At 74.2% G+C, this 12,539-nt stretch carries 9 protein-coding genes and 2 pseudogenes; 7 read left to right on the top strand and 4 right to left on the bottom strand.

Annotated elements, in window-relative coordinates; genetic code table 11:
* Positions 1-483: 483 nt before the first annotated feature.
* The 3 genes from ACF07B_RS19225 (at position 484) to ACF07B_RS19215 (ending at position 2,365) form a co-directional block, all read left to right on the top strand.
* Positions 484-828: a MerR family transcriptional regulator gene (locus ACF07B_RS19225; protein WP_392179736.1), complete on the top strand. Its 345-nt coding sequence runs from the start codon at positions 484-486 to the stop codon at positions 826-828.
* Between the two features lie 101 nt (positions 829-929).
* Positions 930-1,277 carry a hypothetical protein gene (locus ACF07B_RS19220; protein WP_369486030.1) on the top strand — a complete coding sequence of 116 codons (348 nt, stop codon included), beginning with the start codon at positions 930-932 and terminating at the stop codon, positions 1,275-1,277.
* Between the two features lie 92 nt (positions 1,278-1,369).
* The gene (locus ACF07B_RS19215) at positions 1,370-2,365 is read left to right on the top strand and encodes an NAD-dependent epimerase/dehydratase family protein (RefSeq protein ID WP_392179735.1); all 996 of its coding nucleotides are present in this window, start codon (positions 1,370-1,372) and stop codon (positions 2,363-2,365) included.
* 44 nt (positions 2,366-2,409) lie between these two features.
* Here the strand turns inward: ACF07B_RS19215 and ACF07B_RS19210 are convergent, their stop codons facing one another.
* Together ACF07B_RS19210 and ACF07B_RS19205 are read right to left on the bottom strand one after the other, a co-directional pair.
* Positions 2,410-3,504, bottom strand: a complete 1,095-nt coding sequence (locus ACF07B_RS19210) for a sensor histidine kinase (protein ID WP_384233618.1) — start codon at positions 3,502-3,504, stop codon at positions 2,410-2,412.
* A gap of 14 nt (positions 3,505-3,518) precedes the next feature.
* Positions 3,519-4,268: a response regulator transcription factor gene (locus ACF07B_RS19205; RefSeq protein WP_392179734.1), complete on the bottom strand. Its 750-nt coding sequence runs from the start codon at positions 4,266-4,268 to the stop codon at positions 3,519-3,521.
* Between the two features lie 328 nt (positions 4,269-4,596).
* Here ACF07B_RS19205 and ACF07B_RS19200 point away from each other — a divergent pair.
* The 3 genes and pseudogenes from ACF07B_RS19200 to ACF07B_RS19190 form a co-directional block, all read left to right on the top strand.
* Positions 4,597-5,322, top strand: a pseudogene (locus ACF07B_RS19200) (glycosyltransferase family 2 protein); the annotation flags it as partial.
* A 365-nt stretch (positions 5,323-5,687) separates the two neighbouring features.
* Positions 5,688-6,296: pseudogene (locus ACF07B_RS19195) on the top strand (DUF2064 domain-containing protein); the annotation flags it as partial.
* Positions 6,297-6,589: 293 nt separating this feature from the next.
* Positions 6,590-7,537: a class I SAM-dependent methyltransferase gene (locus ACF07B_RS19190; protein WP_392179733.1), complete on the top strand. Its 948-nt coding sequence runs from the start codon at positions 6,590-6,592 to the stop codon at positions 7,535-7,537.
* A 550-nt stretch (positions 7,538-8,087) separates the two neighbouring features.
* Here ACF07B_RS19190 and ACF07B_RS19185 read toward each other — a convergent pair.
* A complete protein-coding gene (locus ACF07B_RS19185; protein ID WP_392179732.1) occupies positions 8,088-9,371 on the bottom strand; it encodes a molybdopterin-dependent oxidoreductase in 1,284 nt (427 codons plus the stop codon).
* 293 nt (positions 9,372-9,664) lie between these two features.
* Between ACF07B_RS19185 and ACF07B_RS19180 the strand changes: the two genes are divergently transcribed.
* Positions 9,665-11,194, top strand: coding sequence for a hypothetical protein (locus tag ACF07B_RS19180; protein WP_392179886.1), 1,530 nt, complete (start codon positions 9,665-9,667; stop codon positions 11,192-11,194).
* On the opposite strand, the gene ACF07B_RS19175 is transcribed toward ACF07B_RS19180, so the two are convergent.
* The gene (locus tag ACF07B_RS19175) at positions 11,166-12,419 is read right to left on the bottom strand and encodes a threonine/serine exporter family protein (RefSeq protein WP_392179731.1); all 1,254 of its coding nucleotides are present in this window, start codon (positions 12,417-12,419) and stop codon (positions 11,166-11,168) included. The two genes, ACF07B_RS19180 and ACF07B_RS19175, sit on opposite strands and share 29 nt — an antisense overlap.
* Positions 12,420-12,539: the final 120 nt, after the last annotated feature.

Genomic DNA, 12,539 nt, shown 5'->3' with positions numbered 1-12,539 from the left:
ACCGCCCGGCAGTTGCGGGCAGAAGGACGCGGGATGGTCTCGATTCCGTATACGGGCCGCTCATCGCGGCGATCGCCGCGCGCCGCGCAAAAACTGACACCCGCGCCTCGCTAAACCTGTCTTTGTCACAGTAGACATCGAGCTGTGGCGTGATTAGGGTTTGTTGTACAGACGGCGTCGGTCCGGAGGAGAACACTCCCGGTCCGGCGAGTGACCGACACGAGCCAAGGACGGAGGAAGCAGACGCCATCAGGATCGCGCGGCCCCGGGGCAGCACGGCCGGTGCCGCAAAAACCCGGAATGGACGGTGGTTTCCGGTCACGCCATACACGATCCCCGCTCATCCGCCCCTCAGACGGGCCCGGTAGCGGAAACAGAAGGTCGGCTCCGCAGCGGAGCCGGCGGATGGTGTTCAATTTCCTTCGGGGCCCTGGTGCCGTACGGCAGCGGGGCCCCTCGACGCGTGTGCCATGACGAGGTGAAATGACAGCGGACACTCCACTCAGTGGTCGTCTCGACGACGACGACTATCCCGCATACACGATGGGCAGGGCCGCCGAGATGCTCGGTGCGACGCCCGGATTCCTCCGGGCCATCGGTGAGGCCCGCCTGATCACTCCGCTTCGCTCGGAGGGCGGCCACCGCCGCTACTCCCGCTATCAGCTGAGGATCGCCGCCCGCGCGCGGGAACTCGTCGACCGGGGGACCCCGATCGAGGCCGCTTGTCGCATCGTCATCCTCGAGGACCAGCTAGAGGAAGCTCAGCGCATCAACGCCGAGTACCGGCGCGCCGCCCGGGCGGCACCGGAGGGATCCAGCGCCGGCTGAACGCGTCCCGGCGACGGCCTCCCGGAGCGTCCGGACCGGTCGTCGCCCCCGAACTCCCCGACGCGCCCCGCGCCGGTACGACGTACAGGAAGCGGCCGACCATGATGTACGACCAGACACGCGCCCAACAGCCTCCGGAGGGACGGCCCGGCTCCGCCGGACGTCGTACGGCGGGACCGGAACCGCTGCTCGGGGCGGAGGAGCGGGCCGACCTCACCCAGCGGCTGCACCACGCGCTCAACACCTTCGCGCACAACCCGCTGGAGGCCCTGGAAGAGGCCGAGACCGCTTTCGACGAGGCCGCCGCCCAGCTCATGAGCGCCCTCACGGAACGGCGGCGCGACCTCCACGCGGCCTGGCACGAGCAGAACCCCGAGACCCAGGGCGAGGAACTGCGTCACGCGCTGCGGCAGTACCGCGAGATCACCCAGCGGCTGCTGCGCATGTGAGCACGCGCGACACCGCCCCGGGTCTTACGGTGCGGTGACGTGACGGGCGTGGTGCTGTCACCGGACACGGCGGCGGTCCTAGCGTGCGTTCCATGCGTGTACTGGTCACCGGCGGAGCCGGATTCATCGGAGGTCGGGTCGTCGCGACCCTGCGGGCGCGAGGACACGAGGCGGTCGTGTTCGACCTGCGGGACGGCCTCGACGTCCGGGACGCCGAGGCCGTCGCGGGGGCGCTGAAGGGTGTGGACGCGGTGTGCCACCAGGCCGCGATGGTGGGTCTCGGCGCCGGGTTCGCCGACGCGGTCGCCTACGTGTCGCGCAACGACCTCGGCACCGCCGTGCTGCTCACCGGGATGGCGGACGCCGGGGTACGGCGGCTCGTGCTCGCCGGGTCGATGGTCGTGTACGGGGAGGGGCGGTACGCGTGCGAGCGGCACGGGGTGGTCCGGCCGGGACCGCGGACCGTCGCCGATCTGGACGCGGGCCGCTTCGAGCCGCTCTGCCCGCGCTGCGGTGCGCAGTTGACGCCCGGCCTGGTGGGGGAGGACGCGCCGGCCGACCCGCGCAATGTGTACGCGACGACCAAGCTGGCCCAGGAACACCTCGCGGCGGCGTGGGCCCGCTCCACGGGCGGCACCGCGGTGTCGCTGCGCTATCACAACGTCTACGGACCCGGGATGCCCCGCGACACCCCGTACGCGGGCGTCGCCTCCTTCTTCCGTTCCGCGCTCGCCCGCGGTGAGGCCCCACGCGTCTTCGAGGACGGCGGACAGCGGCGGGACTTCGTCCATGTGCGGGACGTGGCCGCGGCCAACATGGCGGCCCTGGAGGCGGGTTCACCGAGCGGCTCGCTCGCCGTCTACAACACCGGCAGCGGCGAGCCTCGTACGGTCGGCGAGATGGCGCGGGCGCTGTCGGACGCGTACGGGGGCCCCGAGCCGGTCGTGACCGGGGAGTACCGGCTGGGGGACGTACGGCACATCACCGCGGACTCGGCCCGGCTGCGGGCCGAGCTGGGCTGGAAGGCCGAGATCGGATTCACCGAGGGGATGCGGGAGTTCGCGACGGCGCCGTTGCGCGGGGAGTAGGGCTTTCGCCGGCCGGAACCCCGGCCGGGAGGCCGGGGCGGCTGTCACAGCCCCGCCATCGGGAGGGTGACCTCGAAACGGCAGCCGCCGGGGACGTTGTGGACGGCGGCCATGCCCCGGTGCGCCTCCACGATGCCGCGGACGATGGCGAGCCCGAGGCCGGCTCCGGCGGGTGGTGTACGGGCGTGGGTCCCGCGCCAGCCGGTGTCGAAGACCCGTGGGATGTCCTCCTCCGGGATGCCTCCGCAGCCGTCGGTGACGGACAGGACCACGCCCGCGGCCGAGCGTTCGGCGGCGACCGCGACCGTGCCGTCGGCGGGCGTACGGCGGATCGCGTTGACGAGGAGGTTGCCGAGCACCCGGCTCATCTCCTTGCCGTCCACCTCGACCGGCACCTGCTCGATACGGTTCCCGACCAGCCGCACCCCGTACTCGCGTGCCAGCGGGTCCGCTCCGGCGAGGGCGTCGCCGACGAGGTCGTACACGGAGACACGGGAGGGGGACAGGGCGAGGGCGCCCGCGTGGATCCGGGAGAGTTCGAAGAGGTCTCCGACCATGCCGTTGAGGCGTTCCACCTCCGTACGCATCTGGCGCAGATAGCGGTCCGGATCCGCCGCCACACCGTCCTCCAGGGCCTCCGACATCGCGCGCAGTCCGGCGAGCGGGGTGCGCAGGTCGTGCGAGATCCAGGCGACGAGTTCGCGGCGCGAGGTCTCCAGCGCCCTTTCGCGGTCGCGGGACTCGGCCAGCTTGCGGCTGGTGTCCGCCAGTTCACGGCTGAGCGCGGAGAGTTCGGCGGTCGTCGGGCCCTCGGGGGCCGCGAAGTCGCCGCCGTCGCCGAAGGAGCGGGCGGCGAGGGTCAGCGCCCTGCTGCGGGCCACGACCCAGCGGCCCAGCAGGAGCGCGGTGGCCAGCGAGACGACGGCCGCCATGGTGATGACCGTCGTGACCACGCTCAGGTCGTGCGGGGACAGGAACATCGCCCACGCCACCGCCAGCGTTCCCGCCAGCATGGCGCAGACGGCGACGGCGGCGACCACAGCGAAGGACGCGGTGAGCGAACGGCGCCGCAGGAGCCGGAGCGCGCCCGCGCCGAGCAGGCCCGCGGCGGCGGCGCCCAGGAAGGCGAACAGGGCCATGACCAGTATGTCGTTCACGAACCGGTCTCCTTCTCGGTCGCGGGACGTTCTCGTCCGGCCCCGCCCGGCCCGGCCACCGTTTCCGCCACCGCCACCGTCTCCGTCTCGTCGAAGCGGTAGCCCACGCCCCACACCGTCTGGATCAGGCGGGGCCGCGCGGGATCGTCCTCGACCTTGCCGCGCAGTCTGCGGACGTGGACGGTGACCGTCGACAGGTCACCGAAGTCCCAGCCCCACACCTCGCGCATCAGGTCCTCGCGGGCGTACGCCCGGCCGGGGTGCTTCAGGAAGAAGGCCAGGAGATCGAACTCGCGCAGGGTGAGCGCGAGTTCGGTGCCGTTCTTGGTGGCGCGGCGGGCCGACGGATCGACGGTGAGACCGGCGGCGTGCAGCGGGCGCGCGGCGGGCACCGGCCGGGTCCTGCGCAGCACCGACTCGACCCGCAGGACCAGTTCCCGCGGGCTGAACGGCTTGGTCACGTAGTCGTCGGCGCCGACCTCCAGGCCGAGGATCCGGTCGTCCTCGTCACCGCGCGCGGTGAGCATGATGACCGGCACGGGCCCCTGCGCACGCAGCCGGCGGCACACCTCCAGGCCGTCGATGCCCGGCAGCATCAGGTCGAGCACCACCAGGTCGGGCCGGTGCGCGGCGGCACGGGCCAGTGCCACGGCTCCGTCCGCCGCCCGGTCCACGAGATACCCGGCGCGTTCGAGGTACCCGGAGACGACCTCGGCCACGGTCGGGTCGTCGTCCACGACGAGCACACGCGTGGCCGCCGCGGAGGCCGGAAGGGACTCCGGCGCGGACGCGGGCAGGGGCTGCGTGGCGCGTTCCGGAGAGGGAAGCGCTCCTGGGCCCGGGTGCGGGTCCAAAGCCGCCCCGGAACGCGGGTTCGACGCCGTCCCCGGGTCGGGGGCCGGAGCCGTCCCCGGGCCCCCGGTCACGCTCGGGGCAGGTCCGGCACCTGGGGATTCGTGCGCTCGATGCATGGATCCAGCGTCGCACCCGGCCGGGTCCGGCGTGGCTCGTCGGCGCCGACGTCCGAGTTTCGTAAGGACATGAAGTCCGGTATATCCCTTTCGCGTTCGTAAGGTGAAGGCCGTGACGACCTTTCCCGTACCGGACCCGGACGTCGACGTGGTCCTTCCCTGTCTGAACGAGGCCGGCGCCCTGCCCTGGGTGCTCTCCCGGATCCCGCCCGGCTGGCGCGCGCTGGTCGTGGACAACGGCTCCACGGACGGCTCCGCCGAACTGGCCCGCGCGCTGGGCGCCACCGTCGTGCGCGAGGAGCGCCGCGGGTTCGGTGCCGCCTGCCACGCCGGGCTGACCGCCGCGACCGCCGACATCGTCTGCTTCTGCGACTGCGACGGTTCCCTCGACCCGGCCCTGCTCCTGCCGTTCGTCGCCGAGGTGCGGGCCGCCGAGTCCGACCTCGTGCTCGGCCGGCGCCGGCCCCAGGAGCGCGGCGCCTGGCCCGTGCACGCCCGTGCGGGCAACATCGCGCTGGCCCGGATGCTCCGGCGCCGCACCGGTCTGCGCCTGCACGACCTCGGTCCGCTGCGCGCGGCCCGCCGCGAGGCGCTGCTCGGACTCGGGCTCACCGACCGGCGCAGCGGCTACCCGCTCCAGATGGTCGTCCGCGCCGCCGACGCCGGCTGGCGCGTCGCCGAGCACGACGTGCCGTATCTGGCGCGCACCGGCGTCTCCAAGGTCACCGGCACCTGGCTCGGCACCTGGCAGGCGGTACGGGACATGCGCCGCGTCCTGGCCGAACCGCCCACGCCCACCCGGGCGCACGACCGGCCCCCGTCCTCCGACGGAACCCCGACCGCGGGGCAGGCCCAGACCCGGCCCGGGGCGTACTCCGAGGCCCGGCCCAGGGCCGGGACCGAGGCCCGGACCGAAGCGCCGCCCGAGGCGCGGACCGCGGCCCGGACCGGAGCGCGGCCGGAGGCCCGACCCAAGACGCGAACCGAGGCGCCGCCCGAGGCCCGGACCGGAGCGCGGCCGGAGGCCTGGACCGAGGACCGGACCGAGGCGCCGCCTGAGGCCTGGGCCGAGGCCCGGACCGAAGCCCAGGCCGAGGCGCGGACCGGAGCCCGGACCGGCGTTTCGGGCGGCGTCCAGGTCACGGGGCCGCCTTCGGCGTCCGCTTCCGCACCGTCCCGAGGAGGAACCGTCCAGTGAGCGTCACCCTGCTCGTCATCGCCAAGGAACCGCGTCCCGGACGGGTGAAGACCCGGCTCACCCCGCCCTTCACCCCCGGGGAAGCGGCGGCGCTGGCCGAGGCGGCCCTCGTGGACACCCTGCGAGCGGTGGCGGCGACGCCCGCGCGGCGCCGGGTCCTCGTGCTCGACGGAGAGCCCGGCCCCTGGCTTCCGGCCGGCTTCGACGTCGTACGACAGTGCGCGGGCGGTCTGGACGAGCGGCTGGCCGCGGCGTTCGCCGGCTGCGACGGGCCCGCGCTGCTCATCGGCATGGACACGCCCCAGGTGACGCCCGCCCTCCTCACGGTGGACTTCGCGGACTGCGACGCGTACTTCGGACCGGCCGACGACGGAGGCTTCTGGGCGCTGGGTCTCGCCGAACCCTCCCCCGAGCTCCTTCGGGGCGTACCGATGTCGACGAGCGCGACAGGTGCCGCGCAGCGGTCACGTCTCGTCGGGGCCCGGCTGCGGGTGCGGGATCTGCCCCGTCTGCGGGACGTCGACACGGCCGCGGACGCGACGGCGGTCGCTGCGGCAGCGCCCTCGGGAGCCTTCGCGGCGGAGCTGGGCAGGCTCAGGACGGCGGCCGTTCCCGTCCCGGGGCAGGTTCCCGGACGAACGGCGGCCCCGACCCCGGACCGGGCCTCCGGGCCGGCGACCGGGCGGAATCAGGGGTTCCTCGCCGGACTCAAGGCCGTGCGGGCCGCCGGCGCCGGAACGGGCACCGGCGGCCGGGACACCGGCCCCGTCTCCGGGCGGCGGGGTGCCGGACGATGAGCGGCGCGGGAAGAACGGCCTCGCGGGGTGCCGGCGCCGCCCGGACCGCCGTCCCTCTCCCGGGTAACGGCAGCGGCAGCGGGACGGGGGCCCGGACGAGCGTGCGGACCGAGACGGGGACCGCCGCGGGAACGGGAACCAGGACCGGGAACGGAAACGCGAACGGAAGCGGCGGGGGGCCCGGAACGGGGGCCCTGTCCGGGCGGGCCGCGCGCTCCTGGGCCGCCGACCCCTACGCGGAGGCGCTGGGCGCCGGCCGGGGGCCGCTGTTCCTGCGGCGGACGGACGGCTGGCTCCTTCCCCTGGAGGTGGAGCGCTGGTGCGCCCGCGCCGACGCGGTGGACCTCCAGGTGCTCGCGTACTGCGAGGGCTCCGTGCTCGACGTGGGATGCGGTCCCGGACGTCTGGTCGCGGAACTCGCGGCCCGTGGAAGGACCTCGCTCGGCATCGACGTCAGCGAGGCCGCCGTGGCCCGCACGGCACGGCTCGGCGGCCGGGCGCTGCACCGGTCGGTCTTCGAGCCGTTGCCCTCGGAGGGCCGCTGGGGCACCGTCCTCCTCGTCGACGGCAACATCGGCATCGGCGGCGACCCGGCCGCCCTCCTGCGCCGTACGGCCGAACTCCTCGCCCCGGGCGGACTGTTGATCGCCGAGACCGTGGCGGGCGCGGACATCGACGAGCGCGTCGACGTTCGCATCGTCCGCGCCGCACACCCCGACGACACCGATGACACCGATGACACCGGCAGCACGGACAGCAGTGCGGCCGGGGGCGGGAACGCGGGCGAGGCCGGCGACCGGGCCGCCTTCCCGTGGGCCCGGCTCGGCACCCCGGCCCTGCTCCGGCACGCGGCGCGTGCCGGATGGCGCGCCGACGCTCAGTGGGCGGCGGGCGGACGCTCCTTCGTGGCCCTACGCAACGGGCCGCGGCCAGAGGCCCGGAGGGACCGCAGGACGAGCAGCAGCGCGGACCCGGCGAACAGCGCCGCCGTGATCAGCAGCCAGCGGGCCGCGAACCCGTCGGCCGGCAGGGCGGTCGCCGACCGGTAGCGGTCGGCGACCTGCCCGCTGATCAGCGGGAACCACACCAGCAGCAGGAGACCGGAGAGAGCCGCCGGAACACGGACGTACATCGTCAGGTCCCGGTGGCCCCTCGCGTCCAGCGTCGTCGAGACGACCCGGTCCGCGACGGCGTACAGCGGTACGAGCACCAGGTCGTGCAGCACCGCCGCGCCCACGAACCAGAGGGCCACCCGGGACCAGTCGGCCGCGAAAAGCCGCACCCCCGCGTAGCCCGCCAACGCGAACGAGCAGGCGAACAGCAGCAGTTGGAAGGGGCTGCCGATCAGCTCACGGCGGGGACGCCGGCGCACCGACGCGAGTAGCGCCTCGAACCGCCGGCGCGCCGCGAGTCGCCGCGGCGCGGACCGTCGCGGTTCGTCGCCTCCCAGTTCGTCGCCGATCGCTTCAGGGCCTCGCGGTTCGTGGCCTCGCGGTTCCGGGCCGCGTGATTCAGGGTCGCGTGATTCAGGGCCTCGCGGATCAGGGCCTCGCGGATCAGGGTCGCGTGGATCAGGGTCGCGTGGATCAGGGCTTCGCATCACAGGTCTCCGAACGTCATCCGGGCCACCCACTTGGTGTTCAGCACTCCGGGCGCGGCCGGAACGATGACGCGTGCCGGGTAGCCGTGATCGGGGGTCAGGTCCTCGCCGTTGACGAACAGCGCGAGCAGGGAACGCGCGTCGCGCACCTGGTTGTCCCGCAGCGCGGCCACCCGGAACGCCCCGTGCCGCTGGAGCGACTCCACGAGCACATCGGGGGCCGCGCCCGCCTCGTATCCGACGAGCGCCGCCAGGTCCCGCAGCCGCACCCCCCGCCACCACTGGTCGGACGTCGACCAGCCCTCCACGCAGGCGATGGGCAACGCGGCACTGTGCAGGGGGAGCAGCCGGAGGTCGGCGCGGCTCAGCCGGACCGTCCGGCCCTTGCCCGTGACGACCAGGCGCCAGGCGTCCTCGCTGGTCTCCGCGACGGTGATACCGCGGGACGCGGCGGTCTTGTTGATCTGGAAGCCGCCCGGTCCCGAGCCCGGTTCGGCGCCGCCGTGCGGGGCCAGCAGCGCCGTGTCGCGCAGCGGCCCGTCGAAGCCGTGGCCCGCCGAAGTGGCCGTCAGAAGCAGGGCTCCGCCTCCGACGAAACCGAGGGCCCCACGCCGCGAGACCGTGGGCGGCAACGGGTCGGGTGACACCAACTCGTCCTCCGGAAAAGCCGGTTCACCCGCTCCGGGCGAGGAGTCCGGTGGCTCGGGCCGCGGACCGGGAGTGCGGAGACCGCGCAGGTTGCGCATGGCCGCCGGCACCCGCAGGACGGCGTGCGCGACGAACGCCGCGATGAACACCCAGGCCCCGTAGAAGTGCAGGGTGTAGAAGGAGCCGGGGAAGACGTAGTCGAGCTGGATGTTGAGCACGCCGGTGGTGAACTCGAAGAGCGCGCCGCCGACCAGCAACAGCAGCGAGAGCCGTTCCAGGGCGTGGGCGAGCGAGCGGGCCGGGGGCAGCGCGAACAGTCTCGGCACGACCGACCACAGCTTCGCCAGCAGGACGGGGATCAGCGCGATGCCGAGCGTGACGTGGACGCCCTGGGTGAGCCGGTACAGCCAGACCGGGCCGGTCGGCCAGGAGAAGAGGTAGAACCCGAGGATCCCCTTGCCGGGTGTCTTGTCGTTCACCGGCGAGAGGTTCGGGTTGTAGGCCGCGTACGACAGGAGTCCGGTCACGAACAGCACCGTGATCCCGACGAGCAGCACCACGCCCAGCACGGAGGTGAACCAGGGGCCGCGCAGCGGGCTGCGCCAGAACGCGGGGGACGAGGGAGACCGTGGCATGTCCCGACCGTAGGCCTGGGGCACCCTCCGAACGGGTTCTCAAACCATGACGAAACTCTGACGTCCACCTCAGTGGCCCCTGTCGCCGGGGCCTACCGGCCTAGCGTGCGAGGGTGAACCGCGACCTGCCCCGCGACGTCCCCCGCGATCCGTCCCGCGCCCGCCCCGAAGATCCTTCCCGGGTTCTCACGGCGGCCCCTCCCCGGGCGGTTCCCCGGCGCCTGGCACCGGTCCTGTCCCGGGCCCGGGACAGGACCCGGGAGCGGGCCCGGGACGCCAGGCTCTCCCGGACGCTGCTGAGCGACCGGCCGCGGGCCGTCCGCGGCGACCTGGCCGCCGCTCTGGCCGCCGCCCTGCTCGTGCTGACGGCGGCCGTCGTCGGTTACGTCATCGAGCACCGCGACGGCACGCTGTTCGTCAGCGCCGCGCCGTTGTACGGGCACTGGGGACCGCATGCCGGGCCCGGCACCGCGGCCGCGGTCGCCCTGGCCGTCGCGGTCGTGGCGTACGGTCCTCTCCTCGCCGCCCGGCTGCCCTGGCGGAAGCTGCTCGCGGCCGTGTGGGGCACGACGACGGTGTGGACGTTCTCCCTGGCGCTGGTCGACGGCTGGGAGCGGGGCGTGGCCCGGCGCCTCACCACGCGGTACGAGTACCTCCAGGTCATCTCCCCGGTCGACCGCTTCCACGACATCCCGGCAGCCCTGCGGGACTTCACCCACCACATCCTGTTGCACTCCCCCGGCCACTGGCCCGCGCACATCGCCGGGCATCCGCCGGCCGCCACCCTCACCTTCGTCCTCCTCGACCGCGTCGGACTGGGCGGCGGCGCCTGGGCGGGCGTCTGGTGCATCACCGTCGGCGCGACGGCCGGGGTCGCGGTGCTCGTCACCGTGCGCGCCCTGGCCGGGGAGGCGCTCGCGCGCCGCGCCGCGCCCTTCCTCGCCCTCGCCCCGGCGGCCGTGTGGATGGGCACATCGGCGGACGGGTACTTCGCGGCCGTCGCGGCCTGGGCCCTCGCCCTGCTGGCCCTCGCGGTCACGGGACGCCGGCCGCGGACGACCGGCCTCGCCTCCGGTCTCCTCCTCGGCCTCACCGCGTATCTCTCGTACGGTCTGACCCTGATCGCCGTGATCGCCGGCGCCGTTCTGCTGCTCGGGCGCCGGTCCCGGCTCCGCCCGCTGCCGTACGTCCTGGCCGGACTCACCGTCGTACCGCTGGTGTTCACGCTGCTCGGCTTCAACTGGTGGGAGGCCTATCGCCTGTTGGTCACCCGCTACTACGAAGGGGCGGGCGGCGTCCGGCCGTACGGCTACTGGGTCTGGGCGAATCTCGCCTGCACGGTGCTCATCACGGGACCGGCGACCGTGGCGGGACTGCGCAGGGCCGGGGCGGCAACCCTGCGTATCGGGACCGGCCTCGTCCCCCGGGGTCGCACCGCGCGGGAACACCGCCCCGGCGCCGCGCGGGAACACCGCCCGGACACGGCGCGGGAGCACCTCCCCGGAACGGCGCCGGGCGCGGAGCCGGTGTCCGGCGTGGCCGGCGTCTCCGGTGTGGCCGGCGTCCCCGGTGTGGCCGACACGGGCGTTCGCTCCGCCCCCGGCACCGCCACGCGGCTCGCCGTCCTCGTCATCGGGGCGCTGCTGGCCCTTCTCGTCGCCGATCTCTCCGGGATGAGCAAGGCCGAGACCGAACGCATCTGGCTGCCGTTCGCGATGTGGATGCTCCCGGCGGGCGCGTTCCTCCCCCGGCCCCGTGCCTGGCTCGTCGCCCAGGCCATGTCGGCCCTGCTCCTCAACCACCTTCTGCTGACGGGCTGGTGACCGCCGGCTGGGCGAGGACCGCTCCGAGGACCAGGCCGACGGCGATGGCGGTGACGATCGTGACGAGTTTCAGCAGGTCGCGGAAGCCCTCGATGACATAGCCGCCGGCCAGGGTGGTCAGCCCCCGCATGCCGAGGGAACCGACGGTGAGGGTGAAGAAGCCGGGCAGGAGCAGCACGAGCCGGGGCGGCCGGTCGGGGCGCAGGGCGAGCCGGGTCGCGGCGGCGGCCAGGACGGCCGCCGCGACGAACGTTCCGCCCGTCTCGCCGATCGCCTTGGTGGCCAGGGACTGCACGGCCACGGTGAGGTACACCAGCAGGAGCAGGGGCGGCAGCAGCCGGAAGGGAATGGCGAAGGCCAGCAGGGTGCCGACCGTGAAGACGATCCAGCTCAAGAAGAGGGCCCAGCGCGGCAGATCGGACGCGGCGGCGATGTCGAAGAGGGCGCGGGTGGAGGTGCCGGTGAGGTACAGGCCCAGCAGGACACCGACGTAGAGCTGCACGAGGAGGAAGCCGGAGTAGACGAGCCGGATCGCGCCAGTGGTGATGTAGCCGGCGGCGAGTTCGGCCGCGGCGGCGCTCAGATAGTCGCCGGGGACGAAGAAGAAGAGCGCGGGCAGCATCAGCAGCACGGGGCCGCCGTGCGAGGTGTCGCGGGCGAACACCTCGACGGTGATCACGGAGACGACGGTCGAGACGACCAGCGGGAGCACGGTGGCGTACCGGGGGATCCGGTCCGCGGTGATGGCCAGCACGGCGGCGACGGTGCCGAGGACGGCGGTGGCGCCGATCTCGTACCACGTGGCCTGCATCAGCGGCGCGAAGCCCAGCGTGAACAGGACGACGCCGAGCAGTTTGAGCCACCACGGATAGGGCGGCCCGGACGTCTCGATCGCGGCCAGCCGGCGGTCCGCCTCGGCCACCCCGATCCGCCCCGCCCGCACGTCCTGGACGAGCGGTTTCAGCGCGACGACCTGGTCGAGCCGGAAGACCTCGGGGACTCCGCGCAGGGTCACCGTGCGGGAGGCGCCGGGGGTGGCGACGGTGAGCGCGGCGCCGTCCGGCACGAGAAGGACGGAGGCCTCGGCGCCCAGCGCGCGGGCGGTGTGCCGGACGGTGCGCTCGATGAGGGCGGCGCCCTCGCCGCTGGACCGCAGCAGCAGCCCGGTCAGCCGGGCCAGGAACGAGGCGACCTCGTCCGGAGCCGCCCGCGTGTCCGGTCCCATCGGCCACCTCCCCTCGGCACCCGGCCCGCCGCCCGCCGGGATGCGCGCGCGGACCCGCCACCAGCCTGCGGACCACCCGCCCCACCCGTCGAGCGAGGCGGCCCGAACGAGTGAAGAGGC

It is taken from the genome of Streptomyces sp. NPDC015532 (assembly GCF_043078065.1).
Taxonomy (GTDB): domain Bacteria; phylum Actinomycetota; class Actinomycetes; order Streptomycetales; family Streptomycetaceae; genus Streptomyces.
The sequence above is the reverse complement of the archived record's forward strand: the minus strand, read 5'-3'. Positions and strand labels throughout refer to the sequence as shown.